Raw genomic sequence first — 16,244 nt, 5'->3', positions numbered from 1 at the left:
ACAAAAATCCGGGTTGTCCGAACGCATTTGCCGGCTTGTGTTCTCGGCGTTCGGCGTTTATACAATCGGCCAGTGTGTATGCATTCTTATCCTCCCCAATCATTACAAAAAGACGGGCGGATCCTTCCTTATAAGTGTTGTTGGCAAGCAGAGGTCACCGTGGAGCAAGAAGCCTGGCAGATATTGATTGTGGAGGACGACCAGCGTCTGGCCGAACTGACCCGCGATTACCTGGAAGCCAATGGCCTGCGCGTATCGATCGAGGGCAATGGCGCCCTGGCCGCGGCCCGCATCATTAATGAAAAGCCGGACCTGGTGATCCTCGACCTGATGCTGCCGGGCGAAGATGGCCTGAGCATCTGCCGCAAGGTCCGCAATAAATATGACGGCCCGATCCTGATGCTCACCGCCCGCACCGACGATACCGATCAGATTCTTGGCCTGGACCTGGGGGCCGACGATTACGTGTGCAAGCCAGTGCGTCCGCGCCTGCTGCTGGCGCGCATCCAGGCGCTGTTGCGCCGCAGTGAAGCCCCTGAGGTGGCCCCGGAAAAACAACGACGCCTGCAGTTCGGCCCGCTGGTGGTGGACAACGCATTGCGCGAGGCCTGGCTGAATGACAACGGCATCGAGCTGACCAGCGCCGAATTCGATCTGCTGTGGCTGCTGGTGGCCAACGCCGGGCGCATCCTGTCCCGGGAAGAAATTTTCACCGCCCTGCGCGGCATCGGCTATGACGGCCAGGATCGCTCCATCGACGTGCGCATCTCGCGCATCCGTCCCAAAATCGGCGACGATCCGGAGCATCCACGACTGATCAAGACCATCCGCAGCAAAGGGTATCTGTTCGTTCCGGAAGCCTGCACCCTGTGAACTCGATCTTCCTGCGCATCTACGGCGGCATGTGTGCGGCGCTGATTCTGGTCGCGGTGCTCGGCGTACTGGCCTTGCACCTGCTCAACCAGGTGCGCAGTGAGCAATACCGCGAACGCCTGGCCCACGGCACCTTCTCGCTGATGGCCGACAACCTGCAACCGATGAACGAAACCGAACGCCACCGGGCCTTGCTGGTGTGGGAGCGTTTGCTGGGGATTCCGTTGGCGCTGAAGACCTTCGCCCAGACCGACCTCGACCTGACGCAGCGTACCCGCGTGCTGCGCGGCCAGGCGCTGGTGGAACAGACCGGTCCGCATGCAGCGAAGGTGTATCGGCTGGTCAGCGACAAGGAGCAGTTGGTTTTGACGGGAGAAGTCCAGCAGATCAGCGAGCAACTGGCGCGAGCGACTATCTATCTGCTGGCCGACGAACTGGTGCGCGTGCCGGTGGCTGAGCAGCCCAAGCGCCTGGCGCAATTGAAACAAGACAAAGGCTTCGGTTTCGACTTGCGCCTGGTCACCGTCGACCAGGCGGACATGGACGAGGACCAGAGCCGCCGGATCTCCGAAGGCGACACGGTGATGGCATTGGGCAAGGGCGGTGACTCGATCCGAGTGTTTGCCGGCATGGTCGGCACGCCGTGGGTCCTGGAAATTGGCCCGCTGTACCAGATGAATCCTTATCCGCCCGAATGGTTGGTGCTGATCGCGGCCCTTGGTTTGAGCCTGATCGGCTTGATCGTCTATCTATTGGTGCGACAACTTGAGCGTCGCTTGCGTGGTCTCGAAGCCGCTGCCACGCGTATTGCCAAGGGCAGCCTGGAAACCCGCGTGCCGGCGCGCGGCGCGGATTCGGTGGGGCGGCTGGCCTCGGCGTTCAATGGCATGGCCGAGCACTTGCAACAGTTGTTGGCGATCCAGCGTGAACTGGTGCGCGCGGTGTCCCACGAATTGCGCACCCCGGTGGCGCGCCTGCGTTTTGGCCTGGAGATGATCGGCTCGGCCACCACGCCACAGGCCCTGGAGAAATACCGCGAAGGCATGGACCACGACATCGAGGACCTCGACAAGCTGGTGGACGAAATGCTGACCTACGCGCGTTTGGAGCAGGGCTCGCCCGCGTTGAATTTCCAGCGGATCGATCTGGATGCGTTGGTCAATCAAGTGATCGAGGAATTGGCACCGCTACGCGCCGACGTCACCGTGCAGCGCGGGTTGTGCCTGTCCGCCGCCGATTGCGACGATGCCTGGGTCGAGGCCGAGCCGCGCTATTTACACCGGGCGATCCAGAACCTGGTGAGCAATGCCATGCGCCATGCCTCGTCGCGGGTGACGGTCAGTTATCAGGTGGGGCAGCAGCGTTGCCGGGTGGACATCGAAGATGACGGGCCGGGCGTGCCAGAGTCGGCGTGGGAAAAAATCTTCACGCCGTTCCTGCGCCTTGATGACAGCCGTACCCGGGCATCGGGCGGGCATGGCTTGGGACTGTCCATTGTGCGGCGGATTATCCATTGGCATGACGGGCGGGCGTTGATCAGCAAGAGCAAGAGTCTGGGCGGGGCGTGCTTCAGCCTGAGTTGGCCGAGGAATCAGGAGAAGCGGTGAGATTTGCGGCGTCTGTACTGGCCTCATCGTCGGAACGCCGCCCGGAGCAGGCTCACTCCTACAATGGATCTGTGCGACACCGAAGATCCTCTGTAGGAGTGAGCCTGCTCGCGATGAGGCCCGAGCCAACACCAAAAATCCTCAGGCCTTGATGCTGACCAGACTCAACAACTGCCCATCCACCACCCCAAACTGCGCATCCAGCTCAGTGCCATTGCGCCACTCGCTGGACAGATCTGTCAGCAATCGCAGCCGCACCTCACCGCTCTCGCTCCACTCCAGCACTTCCGCATGTTCAAAATAAAACCGCTGCTGAACAATCGGATACAGCGCCTTGAACAGACTCTCCTTCACCGAAAACGTCAGCGTGACCAGCATCGCCAACTGATCACGATGGCCTGCGGCCATGCGCTGCAATTCCGCCGGGGTAAGGATTTCCCCGGCCAGGCGTTCGGCACGTTCAGGGTTTAGCAGGTTTTCCAGGTCCATCCCCAATCCACGCCAGTGGGTCTTGTTCGCGACAATCGCCGCGGCCCGGCCGGTGCTGTGGGTGATTGAGCCGCTGATATGCGCAGGCCAGACCGGCGCCCGGTCTTCACCGATGGCCGGGCTGAAACTCAGCCCTTCCAGCTTCTGCAACGCCGCCCGGGCACAGACCCGACCGGCCAGAAACTCGGCCTGACGCTTGGCAACCGAGCGCTGGATGCTCGCTGGCGGCTCGATGGCGCTGCGCTTGAAATCATCGAGGGCCAGTTGCGAGGTATCGAAGTGCGTGCTCAACAGCACCGTATCAGGCAGCACAAACGGCAGCGGCCAATGGGCATCGAGCGGGGTGCAGCAGACGGGCAGGGCGGGGGTGGAATTCATGTCGCGCATTTTGCCGGGTTGCCTTCGGGCTGGGTAGCCCTGACGTAGACCGCGTTTTCGTTCTTCGCGGGCAAGCCTCGCTCCTACAGGTTTGAGCCGATCACGAAATGGCGGAACGACACAAGCCCTGTAGGAGCGAGGCTTGCCCGCGAAGGCCACGCCTCGATCTTCTGCTTAACCGAAGATTTTTTTGAAGAACGCCTGCATATCCGCCCAGGATTTTTCATCCGCCGCCTTGCTGTACCCGATATCCGGCCCACCATGATCGCCATGGCCCAACCGATCCGCATCTGGATTGCTGAACCCATGCTTGGCGCCCTCAAGGCTGACGAATTGATAGTCGGCCCCGGCCTTGTCCATCTCAGCCTTGAACGCCGCGACGTTGTCCGCCGTCACCATGCTGTCCAGCGCACCATGCTCCACCAGGATTTTCGCTTTCACGCTGCCCGGTGTTGCGGGCGTTTTGGTCGCCAGCGCCCCGTGGAAACTCACCACGCCCGCCAGCGGAACGCCTTGACGCGCTGCATTCAGCACCACGGCACCGCCGAAGCAGTAACCGATGGCAGCGACTTTATCCGGATGGGTCTGTGGCTGTTTCTTCAGCAAATCGAGCCCGGCCTGGAAGCGGGCGCTGGACGCGGCACTGTCTTTCAACGCCGCTTGCATGAAGGCCATGGCGTCCTTGGGATGCTCGGTGTTCTTGCCATCGCCATACATATCAATGGCCAGCGCGCTGTAACCCAGTCCGGCCAAATCACGGGCGCGGCGCTTGGTGTAATCGTTGAGGCCCCACCATTCATGCACCACCACCACGCCCGGACGTTGACCTTTAATAGCATCGTCGTAAGCGTAATAGCCGATCAGCTTCGTGCCATCGGGGCTCTGATAGGGGATCTCCTGAGTCTTGATCTCGGCGTGGCTGAGCCCGCTCAAGGCCAGTAATACGAGGGCGAGGAACACGCGCATGGTCGGATCTCCTGCATAAAAGTCATCAAAACAGCCGGGTGGAGTTGATTCAGCTTAGGTTCAGAGTGCGTTCAGGGGGAGTTCAGGGGTGGGTGCGTAACCTTGCCCCGTACCCAAAAAGCAAATAGCGCATGAGGAAATTCCCCAATGACTCACTTCAAAAAACTGCTTCTGGCTTTCACCGTCATGGGCGCAAGCACCGCGGCTTTCGCTTCCAACGATAATTTCGCCAGCCTTACTCTTGGACAGACCAGCGACAAAGTCAAAAAGTCCCACGCCCTGAACGACAACCTCAACCACCCGAACGCCGACGGCGTGATCGGCAAGGACACCACCTGGGGTGTGCGTCTGGGCCAGCAAAACAGCGAGGGCCGCTACTACGCCACTTACGACAACGTGTCGGGTTCGCACAATGGCATTAAACTGCGTCAGGAAAACCTGTTGGGCAGCTACGATCTGTTCTACCCGGTAGGCGCCAGCACCAAATTGTTCGGCGGTGCCACGGCCGGCCTGACCAAAATGACCCAGGAGTCCCCAGGGTTCAGCCGCGACAGCAACATCGGCTACGCCATTGGCGGCCAGGTTGGCGTGTTGCAGCAAGTGTCGCAAAACACCTCGGTCGAACTGGGTTACCGTTACCTGCGCAGCAACGCCAGCACCGAGATGAGCGAGCGCGGTGGCAGCAAGCAGGGTTCGCTGGACCTGACCAGCAGCGCCCAGACCTACCTGTCGGCGAACTACGCTTTCTGATAAGTGCAATCCCTGTAGGGGTGAGCCTGCTCGCGATAGCGGCGTGTCAGTCGACATCAATGTCGAATGTGCTGGCGCCATCGCGAGCAGGCTCGCTCCTACAGGGTTCTGCGGTGTGACTGAGAGCTGTGCTGCTGGAGATAACGATTTGCCTAGGAGAGCGTTATGAAACTGCTGGTCGTCGAAGATGAAGCGCTGTTGCGCCATCACCTGCAAACCCGCCTGACGGACAGCGGCCATGTGGTCGAGTCCGTGGCCAACGCCGAAGAGGCGTTGTACCAGACCGAGCAGTTCAACCATGACCTGGCGGTGATCGACCTCGGCCTGCCGGGCATGAGCGGGCTCGACCTGATCCGTCATCTGCGCTCGCGTGGCAAGGCCTTCCCGATCCTGATCCTCACGGCGCGTGGCAACTGGCAAGACAAGGTCGAAGGCCTCGCCGCCGGCGCCGACGATTACGTGGTCAAGCCGTTCCAGTTCGAAGAGCTCGATGCGCGCCTGAATGCCTTGCTGCGCCGCTCCAGCGGTTTCACCCAGTCGACCATCGTCGCCGGGCCGCTGCTGCTCGACCTCAATCGCAAACAAGCGTCCCTCGATGAACAACCGCTGGCGCTGACCGCCTACGAGTACCGAATCCTCGAGTACCTGATGCGGCATCACCAGCAAGTGGTGGCCAAGGACCGCTTGATGGAGCAGCTCTATCCGGATGACGACGAGCGCGATCCGAACGTCATCGAAGTGCTGGTCGGCCGTCTGCGGCGCAAACTCGAAGGCCCGGCAGGTTTCAAACCGATCGACACTGTGCGTGGCCTCGGCTACCTGTTCAATGAGCGCTGCACTTGATTCGCTCCCTTCGTGTCCGCTTGATGCTGGCCGCCGCCACCCTGGCGGTGCTGTTCATGCTGGCGTTGCTGCCAGCGATGCAGGGCGCGTTCAGCCTGGCGTTGCAGGATTCCATCGAGCAACGCCTGGCGTCGGACGTAAACACGTTGATTTCCGCCGCGCGGGTGGAAAACAACGCCCTGCAGATGCCGGCGCAGTTGCCCGATGAGCGCTTCAACCTGACTGACAGCCGCTTGCTCGGTTACATCTATGACCGCGAAGGTCATTTGGTCTGGCGCTCGAAGGCCACCGGCGAAGAGAAGATCAACTACAAACCGCGTTACGACGGACGCGGCAACGAATTCGCGCGCATTCGCGAGGCCGATGGTCAGGAATTCTTCGTCTACGACGTCGAAGTCAAACTGCTCAGCGGCAAAAGCGCGGCATTCAGCATCGTCGCCCTGCAACCGGTGCACGAGTACGAAGTCACCCTCGAAGGCCTGCGCGAAAACCTCTACCTCGGTTTCGGTGCCGCGTTGCTGGTGCTGCTGGCGCTGCTGTGGATCGGCCTGACCTGGGGTTTGCAGGCCTTGCGTCGGCTCAGTCAGGAGCTGGACGAAATCGAAAGCGGCGCCCGCGAAAGCCTCAGCGAACAACACCCGCGTGAGCTGCTGCGCCTGACCGGCTCCCTCAACCGCTTGCTGCACAGCGAACGCGAGCAGCGCAGCCGCTACCGCGATTCCCTCGACGACCTGGCCCACAGCCTGAAAACCCCGCTGACCGTGCTGCAAGGCGTCAGCGAAGACATGGCCCAGCGCCCGGAAAACCGAGATCAGGCCTGGTTGCTGCAAACCCAGATCGAGCGCATGAGCCAGCAGATCGGCTATCAACTGCAACGCGCCAGCCTGCGTAAAAGTGGGCTGGTACGCCACCAGGTGCGCCTGCAGCCGGTGCTGCAAAGTCTGTGCGACACGCTGGACAAGGTCTATCGCGACAAGCGCGTGCGCGTTGCTTTCAACCTGCCGGAGCCGTGTTACGTGCCGATCGAACAGGGCGCGCTGCTGGAGATGATGGGCAACCTGCTGGAAAACGCCTATCGCCTGTGCCTGAGCGAAGTGCGCATCAGCGTGCGCGAAACCCTGAGCGGGGTCGAGTTGTGCGTTGAAGACGACGGGCCGGGCGTGCCGCCGGATCAGCGGGCGCGGATTCTGCAACGGGGCGAGCGGCTGGATCGCCAGCACCCGGGGCAGGGGATCGGGTTGGCGGTGGTCAAGGACATTATCGAGAGCTACAACGCGAAGCTGACGCTTGGGGATTCGCCGATGGGCGGGGCGGCGTTCCGGATTCATTTTCCGGTGGTTTGATCGAGGGGTTGGCGGTGTTTTTTCGGGCCTCATCGCGAGCAGGCTCGCTCCTACAATTGAATCTGCGGCGCTCGCGAAAAGTGCATGCTCCGCAGATCCCCTGTAGGAGCGAGCCTGCTCGCGATGAGGCGAGCCCCTACAACGCAAATCCCACAGATTTTCTGCAATAAACAGCGCTGTTTAAAACACATCTCCAGACACTCACGCAGCCTACACATCCTTGCGCCGCTGCCTACGACTGCGCCAGAATCCGCCGGCTTGTGCGCCTGGGACGTGGGTTCTATCGTTTGCGGGTCGCTGACGAATCAGCGATCGGGTTTAGCGATCCGATCCCCTACACAGACGCAAAAGCGCCCAAGTTCGATTGCAGTTTTCAGTGCCTGCAATTCGCATAATGGTGGCTGTGCGTGGGAGACCTTCGAGGTCTACCCGGGGTTTCTGTGACCCGGATCGCTAACCTGCGTACAGCCGCCACCTTTACTTGTTTAGCGATAAGTCGTGGCGGCTCAACCAACCACGGAGCTTCACATGTTCAAAATTACGCCCAACCCACCCGAAACCGACGACGTTTCGCCCTACGATTCCACCGACCCCAAAAAACTCAACGAAGCCGCCGACCGCGCCCTCGATTACTACTTCAAACCGGTCATTCCCAAAGACACCCCGCGCAAACCCAGCACCATTTATTCCGTGGTCCCTGATACCGATGACGAAACACTGCTGGTCAACGCCTGTGAATCCATGGCGTCGGCGAGCGTAATGCTGAGTAATTTTGCAGGGTTGATGGAGGGGCCGCATCGCAACACCGTGCTGGGGATTCAGCAGGTGGTGATGCTGGGAGAGCTGGCGGTGAATCGGATGCTGGACAGGCTAGATCCGCCGTAGTCGTTTAGTCAGGTAGACCGCGTCATCGTTCATCGCGAGCAGGCTCGCTCCCACAGGAGATCTTCAGTGAATGCATCATTTGCGTTCACACCGATCACCTGTAGGAGCGAGCCTGCTCGCGATGAGGCCGGCCAATTCAACGCAGATTCAGTTCTCTTGCGCGCGATAGGCGCCCGGCGTCAACCCGGTCCATTTCTTGAACGCCCGATGAAACGCCGAAGGCTCGGAAAACCCCAATTGCTCGGCAATCTGCTGTAACGACAGATCTGCTCGCCCCAGGTGATAAATCGCAATGTCCCGGCGCAACTGATCCTTCAATTCCTGAAAACTCGACCCTTCTTCGCGCAAGTGCCGACGCAACGTCTGCGGGCTGATGTGCAGGTGCGCAGCCACCGCTTCCAGGTCCGGCCAGCGTGCACTGTCGCGGCTGAGCAAGCGGCGCAACTGGCTGCTCAGACTGTCGCCGTCATCCGGGCGCGAGAGCAGGTCGGCGGGAGAATGTTGGAGGAAATGCTTGAGCGTGCGCTCGTCCTGCAACAACGGCATGTGCAGGTAGCGGCTGTGAAACAGCAAACTGCTCTGCTCCGTGGAAAACTCCATGGGGCAGGGGAACAGCAAATCGTATTCGGCGCCGTGTTCGGGCTTTGGATAACTGAACGTCGCCTGCTCCAGCCGAATGCGCTGGCCGATCAGCCAACTGCCAAGCCGGTGCCAGACCATCAGTTGGCTTTCGGTGAGGAAATGATCAGGGTCCTGGAACTTCGAATCGTCGAGGCTCAGGCGGACCCATTCGTCTTCGCGGGTCAGGGTCAGGCGCGGACCGTCAGGGAATAGGCTGTAAAACAATAAGCCGCGATGCAGCGCCTTATCGAGGTTGCGGCAGTGAATCACGGCGTGGCACATCATTGCGAAGGTCCCGGTTTTACTGGGCGTCGGCCCGAAACCGAGGTATTCGTCGTCGAGGGCTTGCCACAACGCCTGGATCAATCGCGTGAACTGCTCCGGCGCAATTCGCGCCCGTGGCTCATCCAGCAACTCGGGGCTGATGCCGAGTTGTTGCAGCAGATTTGAATAGTCATAACCCAACCGACGCGCGCCCCCTAATGCGGCACGGGCGAAATGACTGGCGATGGTGCGTTCACGCATGGCAGGCAGGTCCGACCCAATGAACGACGGATGGTAGCTGTCGACCCTCGTTATGAACAGGCGGATATCCGCCAAATTGTAGGACGAGACCTGGTCGATGGGCGGAAATCCGCCACATTGTGGTAACCCGTCAGTGGCAAGGCTGGACCTGTAACCCTTGATGTCAAAAGGCATGCAGGCATTTTTTTAAAGGTGGCACGGGCCTTGCGATACAACAAGCAGATGCCTGCCGTTGCGCAGCTCGACAAAACAAATCCCTCCAGTGCAGGAGGGTTCGCAATTGAAGTGTCTTGGGCAACAGACGGATGTTGTCACGGGGCACTCTTGAGGAACTTTGCAATGACGACTCGTCAGCCACTGTATAAATCCCTGTACTTCCAGGTGATCGTTGCTATCGCCATCGGCATCCTGCTCGGTCACTTCTATCCGCAGACCGGTGTGGCCCTCAAGCCACTGGGTGACGGGTTCATCAAACTGATCAAAATGGTCATCGCGCCAATCATCTTCTGTACGGTCGTCAGCGGTATCGCCGGCATGCAGAACATGAAATCGGTCGGCAAGACCGGTGGCTATGCGCTGCTGTACTTCGAAATCGTCTCCACCATTGCCTTGCTGATCGGTCTGGTCGTGGTCAACGTCGTGCAACCGGGCGCCGGCATGCACATCGATGTGACCACTCTGGACACCAGCAAAATCGCTGGTTTCATCTCGGCCGGTAAAGACCAGAGCATCGTTGCCTTTATCCTCAATGTGATCCCGAACACCATCGTCGGCGCCTTCGCCAACGGCGACATCCTGCAAGTGCTGATGTTCTCGGTGATCTTCGGTTTCGCCCTGCATCGCCTGGGTGCCTACGGCAAGCCGGTTCTGGACTTCATCGATCGCTTTGCCCACGTGATGTTCAACATCATCAACATGATCATGAAGCTCGCTCCAGTCGGCGCGTTCGGTGCGATGGCCTTCACCATCGGTGCCTACGGTGTTGGCTCGCTGGTGCAACTCGGTCAGCTGATGATCTGCTTCTACATCACCTGCATCCTGTTTGTGGTTGTTGTCCTGGGCGCCATCTGCCGCGCGCATGGTTTCAGCGTTATCAAACTGATTCGCTACATCCGTGAAGAACTGCTGATTGTGCTGGGTACTTCCTCTTCGGAATCCGCTCTGCCTCGCATGCTGATCAAAATGGAACGCCTGGGTGCACAGAAGTCCGTTGTCGGCCTCGTAATCCCGACTGGCTACTCGTTCAACCTCGACGGTACTTCTATCTACCTGACCATGGCGGCTGTGTTTATCGCTCAGGCGACTGATACCCCGATGGACCTGACTCACCAGATCACCTTGCTGCTGGTGCTGCTGTTGTCCTCCAAAGGTGCAGCGGGTGTGACTGGTAGTGGCTTTATCGTCTTGGCGGCTACCCTGTCGGCTGTAGGTACTCTGCCGGTGGCCGGCCTGGCGCTGATCCTCGGTATCGATCGCTTCATGTCTGAAGCCCGCGCCCTGACCAACCTCGTTGGTAATGCTGTTGCGACCCTGGTCGTGGCCAAGTGGGTCAAAGAGCTGGACGAAGACAAGCTGCAAATCGAGCTGGCTTCCGGCGGTCGCGGTATCTCCGACACCCGTGAAGAAGACGACCTGGGCGTGGCCGAAGGCCCAACCCCAAGCAGCGTCAAGTAAGACTGGCCGCATTGAAAAACCCGCTTCGGCGGGTTTTTTCTTGCCCGGGATTTGAGCGCAACGGTCACAGCTGCTGACACTTCAGGTGATTGCTGCAATGCGTTTGCCTGCCTAGGCTGAAGGCATCGTTCACGGAGGTCGCTCATGCCCGGTCCACTGGCATCACTCAAAGTTCTGGATTTCTCGACGCTGCTGCCGGGGCCGTTTGCCTCGTTGTTGCTGGCGGACATGGGCGCGCAAGTCCTGCGCATCGAATCGCCGACCCGTATGGATTTGCTCCGGGTGTTGCCGCCGCACGATCACGGGGTGTCGGCCAGCCACGCCTACCTCAACCGCAACAAGCGCAGCCTGGCGCTGGACCTCAAGCAGCCCGAGGCGCTGGAGGTGATCAAGCAATTGCTGGCGGATCACGACATCGTGCTGGAACAGTTCCGCCCCGGTGTGATGGAACGCCTGGGCCTGGGTTATGACGCGTTGAAGGCGATCAATCCGCGGCTGATCTACGTGTCGATTACCGGTTATGGCCAGAGCGGCCCCTACAAGGACCGCGCCGGTCACGACATCAACTACCTGGCGCTGGCGGGGCTGGCGAGCTACACCGGCCGCACCGAGAGCGGGCCGCTGCCATTGGGCATGCAGGTGGCAGATGTCGCCGGCGGCTCGTTGCACGGAGTGATCGGGTTGCTGGCGGCGGTGATCGCTCGCCAGCACAGCGGGGTGGGGCAGCATCTGGATGTGAGCATGACCGACTGCGCCTTCAGCCTGAACGCCATGGCCGGCGCCGGGTACCTGGCCTGTGGTGTCGAGCCGGGCAGGGAGGATCAGATGCTCAATGGCGGCAGCTTCTACGACTACTACCGTTCGCGGGACGGGCGCTGGTTATCGGTGGGCAGTCTGGAACCGGCCTTCATGCAGCAACTGTGCAGCGCGCTGGGGCGGCCGGAGCTGGCGGCCAAGGGCCTGTCGCCCAAACCCGCCGAGCAACAGGTACTGAAGAACGAGTTGAAAGCCGAATTCGAGAAACATGACTTTGCGCAACTGTGCGAGTTGTTTGCCGGGCTCGATGCGTGTGTCGAGCCGGTGCTGAGTTTGGCCGAGGCGGTGCAGCATCCGCAGTTGCAGGCGCGGGAGTTGGTGACGCAGGTGCCGCGGGGGGACGGTTCTGCGCAGGCGCAGATGGCGTGCCCGTTGAAATTCTCAGAGGGATTGCCGGAGCCGCGGCATATCGGCGCGGTGTTGGGACAGCATACGGATCAGGTGTTGGGGGAGTTGGGGATGAGTGCTGAGCGGATTGCAGAATTGCGCCGTGCCAAGGTGATTCTCTAGCGTCTGTACCGGCCTCTTCGCGGGCAAGCCTCGCTCCCACAGGATCTGTGTCGTTCACAAAGCTTGTGCTCGAAATCAATACCTGTGGGAGCGGGCTTGTCCGCGATGAGGCCAGACCAGACTCCACAAATCTGACTACTCGACCCGCATCTCCCCACTGAACACCAACGTGCTGCGGCACCGCCGGCACAAATACCGCCGCCCTTGCCGTACCAGGCCATGGCGCTGGGCCGAAAACGGGAAATCGCTGTCGACGCACGGGCATTTGTAGATGTAGCGCGTCACGCTGCGGCGTTTGACGTCGTAGGTGTGGCAGCGATTGGGCGGCAGTTCGTACACGCCGCGCATGATCAATTGCCACTCTTCACCGTGCGGCTGAATGCGGTCGCCGAACAGTTGATGGGCGATCAGGTGCGCGACTTCGTGGGCCACGGTCTGCTTGAGGAAGTCTTCAGTGTTTTCCCGGTACAGCTGCGGATTGAAGCGCAGCAGGTTCTCGTGCAAATGCGCGACACCGGCTTTTTGACCGCGCAGCTTGAGGCTCACCACGGGGCGTTTGAAAGTTCGTTTGAAAAAGGATTCGGCCAGCTGATAACAGTCTTCGACGCGGGTATTGAGTTGCTCGGGCATGCTTGATGGATCTCCAGAGACGTCGAGTATGCCGCAACCCCGGGGCCTTGCGAATCGCCGAGGCGCCGAATGGTCGTTACCCCTCACACATTAGAAGGCCGCCTTGCGGCGGCCTGTGTTGGCAGATCTTGTTTTTGGGTGGTGAGTTGCTAATTGGTGTAGACCGGCCCCACGCCGAGTCCCCAGACAATCACTGTAAACGCCATGATGGCGACCAGCACCACCAGGCCTACGGCAAGTACCGAACTGGAAAACAGAAAGCCCTCGTCTGATGGAATGTTCATGAAAGTGGGTAGCCCCACATACAGCAAGTACACCGTGTAGCAGATGGCCGCCGTTCCGACGATCATCCCCAGCCACATATGTGGGTACAGCGCCGCCAGACCGCCGATGAACAGCGGGGTCGCGGTATAGGTCGCAAATGCAACGCAGCGTGCCAGGCTTGGATTGGCGTCATAAGTACGGGCCATCCAGTGGATGAATGCGCCCATGACCGCGACGCCGCCGAGCATCGCCAGGTACGACATGATCGTCATCCATAGCGCGCTTTCCTGGGTCAACATGACCGGCGCTCGATTGCCGATGACCCAGCCGACCTGAGTGGTGCCGATAAACGCCGACACAGCGGGAATTGCCGCCAGAATCAGCGTGTGAGTCAGGTACATGTGGCTGATGCTTTCCTCTTGGTCGCCACGAATTTCTTTCCATTCCTGGTCGGGGTGGGTGAAGAGCCCCACTACGTGATGGATCATGCCAGTCACTCCTCTTGTTTTTACCGTCGCCCCCCAGTGGAGCGCCTACAGGCCAAAGTGGCCAAGTAAGTAAAAGGTCTGGATATGTATGCGACCTTATGTCGCAGTATAGAAAGGTCTTCACGGCGCAGGTTGTAGGGCGTTAGAGCAAATTGCGCTGTAAACCCTGCTGTTAATCGCCGTAGGGTCTTGCGCGACCTATGTGGCGAGGGATCTTGCTCCCGTTCGGCTGCGCAGCAGTCGCAAAAACGGCCGACGGGGTTTGACTGACCCGATGGTGCAGGATGGTTTTGGGGCCGCTGCGCGACCCGGCGGGAGTAAGCTCCCTCGCCACAGGGGTATGCTCAGCTCAGATAAAGTGCAGTCGCCAGGCACTTCGCCGACGATGGGTTTTTGCGTAAAATGCCGGCCTTTCGTCACACCTTACGGATCTCGCGTCATGGGCACTCTCACGGTCAACCAGAACAAACTGCAAAAGCGCCTTCGCCGTCAGGCGGGTGAGGCTGTTGCCGATTTCAACATGATTGAAGACGGCGACAAGGTCATGGTCTGCCTGTCCGGTGGCAAGGACAGCTACACCATGCTCGACGTGCTCTTGCACTTGCAGAAGGTCGCTCCGATCAAGTTCGAGATCGTGGCCGTGAACATGGACCAGAAACAGCCAGGCTTCCCTGAACACGTGTTGCCGGCCTATCTGAAAACGCTGGGCATCGAGTACCACATTGTCGAGAAAGACACTTACTCGGTGGTCAAGGAGCTGATCCCGGAAGGCAAGACCACCTGCTCGTTGTGCTCGCGCCTGCGTCGCGGCACGCTCTACACCTTTGCCGACGAAATCGGCGCGACCAAAATGGCCCTCGGTCACCACCGCGACGACATCGTCGAGACGTTCTTCCTTAATATGTTCTTCAACGGTTCGCTCAAGGCCATGCCGCCGAAGCTGCGCGCCGACGACGGCCGCAATGTGGTGATCCGGCCACTGGCCTACTGCAAAGAAAAAGACATTCAGGCCTACTCGGACTTCAAGCAATTCCCGATCATCCCGTGCAACCTCTGCGGCTCCCAGGAAAACCTGCAACGTCAGGTGGTCAAGGACATGCTGCAAGAGTGGGAACGCAAGACCCCGGGCCGCACCGAAAGCATTTTCCGCAGCTTGCAGAACGTGCAACCGTCGCAACTGGCGGACCGTAACCTGTTCGACTTCACCAGCCTCAAGATCGACGAAACCGCCGCTTCGCGGTTCGTCAACGTGGTCAACCTCTAATCAGAAACTGTAGGAGTGAGCCTGCTCGCGATTGCGTCGTGTCAGTCGACATCAACGTTGAATGACACACCGCTATCGCGAGCAGGCTCACTCCTGCAATTGTTTTTGTTTCAACCTCCAGGAGAGGGCATGCGCGATTACAAGTGGCTGCACGAATACTGTCTGAATCGCTTCGGTTCAGCAGCTGAACTGGAAGCCCATCTGCCCGTTCCCAAGACCCCGGCGCAACTGCGCAAGATCAGCGACGATCGTTATCTCTCGACCATGGCCCTGCGCGTGTTTCGCGCCGGCCTCAAACACAGTCTTGTGGACGCCAAGTGGCCGTCGTTCGAAGAAGTGTTCTTCAAGTTCGACCCGGAAAAGGTGGTGCTGATGAGCGCCGAACACCTTGAGCGCCTGATGCAGGACGCGCGGATCATCCGTCACCTGGGCAAGCTCAAGAGCGTGCCGCGCAATGCGCAGTTCGTGCTGGACGTGGCGCATGAGAAGGGCAGCTTCGGCGCATTGATCGCCGATTGGCCGGTGACGGACATCGTCGGGCTGTGGACGTACCTGAAAAAGCGCGGCCATCAATTGGGCGGGTTGTCGGCGCCGCGTTTCTTGCGCATGGTCGGCAAGGATACGTTTGTGCCGAGCTATGACGTGGTGGCGGGGCTGAACGCGCAGAAGATTGTCGACAAGGTGCCGACCAGCCAGCGGGACCTGGCGTTGGTGCAGGATGTGTTCAATCAGTGGCATGAACAGAGTGGCGGCCGGCCGATGAGCCAGATTTCGATGATGCTGGCGTACACCGTCAATCATTAAGACCGAGTCGTGGCCTTCGCGAGCAAGCTTTGCTCCTACAGGTGCGGTGCAGCCCTTGTAGGAGCGAGGCTTGCCCGCGGGCGTCAGATCAGGCGGCGGAGATCTCGCCTTCACCCGCCAACTTGCGATTCAACTGAAACCGCCACCGCACATACAACAGCGCCGAGCAAAACACCGCCAGGCTCGCGCCCATTTCCAGCAAGCCAAACAGCTGCCGATTGGGGTCATACGCGGCCAGTGCGCCCTTGATGAAATACAGATTCACCACAAAGCACATCCACGAATGCCCGCGTGCGCTGCCGATGATCATCCCCGGTGCGAGCAATAGCAGGGGCACCAGTTCGATCAGCAAAATCACCCACGGCCGGGCGCCGTGCAGGTCGGCAAATACCAGATAATAGGCGCACAGCAGCCCCACCAGCCCGAAAAAGCACAGCAGGCTGATCGCGCGCATCGCCCGGACCCGCGGTTCGAGCCATTCGATCGAGGGCAGAATCTTCGGCTTTTTCGCCAC

Annotated in this window: 16 protein-coding genes; 10 read left to right on the top strand and 6 right to left on the bottom strand. The window is 60.0% G+C overall.

All coding sequences use genetic code 11. The features are described from left to right. Nucleotides 1–159: 159 nt before the first annotated feature. Nucleotides 160–873 (top strand): response regulator, encoded by a 714-nt coding sequence (locus tag FBY01_RS23315; RefSeq protein WP_010457146.1) that lies wholly within the window; start codon nucleotides 160–162, stop codon nucleotides 871–873. Then, nucleotides 870–2,480 carry an ATP-binding protein gene (locus FBY01_RS23310; protein WP_010457144.1) on the top strand — a complete coding sequence of 537 codons (1,611 nt, stop codon included), beginning with the start codon at nucleotides 870–872 and terminating at the stop codon, nucleotides 2,478–2,480. The genes FBY01_RS23315 and FBY01_RS23310 overlap by 4 nt, the downstream gene beginning before the upstream one ends. Before the next feature lie 141 nt (nucleotides 2,481–2,621). Here FBY01_RS23310 and FBY01_RS23305 read toward each other — a convergent pair whose 3' ends face one another. Continuing rightward, entirely contained in the window at nucleotides 2,622–3,347 is a 726-nt protein-coding gene (locus FBY01_RS23305; RefSeq protein WP_218571011.1) for a 4'-phosphopantetheinyl transferase, read from the bottom strand. A 174-nt stretch (nucleotides 3,348–3,521) separates the two neighbouring features. Further along, nucleotides 3,522–4,313, bottom strand: a complete 792-nt coding sequence (locus tag FBY01_RS23300; RefSeq protein WP_010457140.1) for a dienelactone hydrolase family protein — start codon at nucleotides 4,311–4,313, stop codon at nucleotides 3,522–3,524. 147 nt (nucleotides 4,314–4,460) lie between these two features. Between FBY01_RS23300 and FBY01_RS23295 the strand changes: the two genes are divergently transcribed. The 4 genes from FBY01_RS23295 (at nucleotide 4,461) to FBY01_RS23280 (ending at nucleotide 8,134) form a co-directional block, all read left to right on the top strand. Next, on the top strand, nucleotides 4,461–5,063 hold the full coding sequence (locus FBY01_RS23295; protein ID WP_010457138.1) for a membrane protein: 603 nt from the start codon (nucleotides 4,461–4,463) through the stop codon (nucleotides 5,061–5,063). A gap of 165 nt (nucleotides 5,064–5,228) precedes the next feature. After that, complete coding sequence (locus tag FBY01_RS23290; RefSeq protein ID WP_077749196.1) at nucleotides 5,229–5,906, top strand: response regulator; 678 nt, start codon at nucleotides 5,229–5,231, stop codon at nucleotides 5,904–5,906. Next, nucleotides 5,903–7,249, top strand: coding sequence for an ATP-binding protein (locus tag FBY01_RS23285; RefSeq protein WP_010457134.1), 1,347 nt, complete (start codon nucleotides 5,903–5,905; stop codon nucleotides 7,247–7,249). The genes FBY01_RS23290 and FBY01_RS23285 overlap by 4 nt, the downstream gene beginning before the upstream one ends. Nucleotides 7,250–7,777: 528 nt before the next feature. After that, nucleotides 7,778–8,134 carry a DUF6124 family protein gene (locus FBY01_RS23280; RefSeq protein ID WP_145309719.1) on the top strand — a complete coding sequence of 119 codons (357 nt, stop codon included), beginning with the start codon at nucleotides 7,778–7,780 and terminating at the stop codon, nucleotides 8,132–8,134. A 147-nt stretch (nucleotides 8,135–8,281) separates the two neighbouring features. Here the strand turns inward: FBY01_RS23280 and FBY01_RS23275 are convergent, their stop codons facing one another. Further along, complete coding sequence (locus FBY01_RS23275) at nucleotides 8,282–9,280, bottom strand: AraC family transcriptional regulator (protein ID WP_145309717.1); 999 nt, start codon at nucleotides 9,278–9,280, stop codon at nucleotides 8,282–8,284. Nucleotides 9,281–9,619: 339 nt separating this feature from the next. Here FBY01_RS23275 and FBY01_RS23270 point away from each other — a divergent pair, with 339 nt between their 5' ends. Together FBY01_RS23270 and FBY01_RS23265 are read left to right on the top strand one after the other, a co-directional pair. Further along, a complete protein-coding gene (locus tag FBY01_RS23270; RefSeq protein WP_145309715.1) occupies nucleotides 9,620–10,954 on the top strand; it encodes a dicarboxylate/amino acid:cation symporter in 1,335 nt (444 codons plus the stop codon). Nucleotides 10,955–11,098: 144 nt separating this feature from the next. Then, nucleotides 11,099–12,280 carry a CaiB/BaiF CoA-transferase family protein gene (locus FBY01_RS23265; RefSeq protein ID WP_145309713.1) on the top strand — a complete coding sequence of 394 codons (1,182 nt, stop codon included), beginning with the start codon at nucleotides 11,099–11,101 and terminating at the stop codon, nucleotides 12,278–12,280. A gap of 135 nt (nucleotides 12,281–12,415) precedes the next feature. Here FBY01_RS23265 and FBY01_RS23260 read toward each other — a convergent pair whose 3' ends face one another. Next, nucleotides 12,416–12,910, bottom strand: coding sequence for a SprT family zinc-dependent metalloprotease (locus tag FBY01_RS23260; protein WP_010457127.1), 495 nt, complete (start codon nucleotides 12,908–12,910; stop codon nucleotides 12,416–12,418). Nucleotides 12,911–13,059: 149 nt separating this feature from the next. Next, complete coding sequence (locus FBY01_RS23255) at nucleotides 13,060–13,662, bottom strand: Yip1 family protein (protein ID WP_010457124.1); 603 nt, start codon at nucleotides 13,660–13,662, stop codon at nucleotides 13,060–13,062. A 439-nt stretch (nucleotides 13,663–14,101) separates the two neighbouring features. Between FBY01_RS23255 and ttcA the strand changes: the two genes are divergently transcribed. Together ttcA and FBY01_RS23240 are read left to right on the top strand one after the other, a co-directional pair. Further along, nucleotides 14,102–14,926, top strand: a complete 825-nt coding sequence (ttcA, locus tag FBY01_RS23250; protein WP_145309711.1) for a tRNA 2-thiocytidine(32) synthetase TtcA — start codon at nucleotides 14,102–14,104, stop codon at nucleotides 14,924–14,926. Nucleotides 14,927–15,055: 129 nt separating this feature from the next. Next, nucleotides 15,056–15,730, top strand: a complete 675-nt coding sequence (locus FBY01_RS23240) for a DNA-3-methyladenine glycosylase I (RefSeq protein WP_077749200.1) — start codon at nucleotides 15,056–15,058, stop codon at nucleotides 15,728–15,730. 88 nt (nucleotides 15,731–15,818) lie between these two features. On the opposite strand, the gene FBY01_RS23235 is transcribed toward FBY01_RS23240, so the two are convergent. Beyond that, complete coding sequence (locus FBY01_RS23235; RefSeq protein WP_010457118.1) at nucleotides 15,819–16,244, bottom strand: DUF2069 domain-containing protein; 426 nt, start codon at nucleotides 16,242–16,244, stop codon at nucleotides 15,819–15,821.

This window comes from Pseudomonas sp. SJZ077 (assembly GCF_007993905.1).
Taxonomy (GTDB): domain Bacteria; phylum Pseudomonadota; class Gammaproteobacteria; order Pseudomonadales; family Pseudomonadaceae; genus Aquipseudomonas; species Aquipseudomonas mandelii.
The sequence above is the reverse complement of the archived record's forward strand: the minus strand, read 5'-3'. Positions and strand labels throughout refer to the sequence as shown.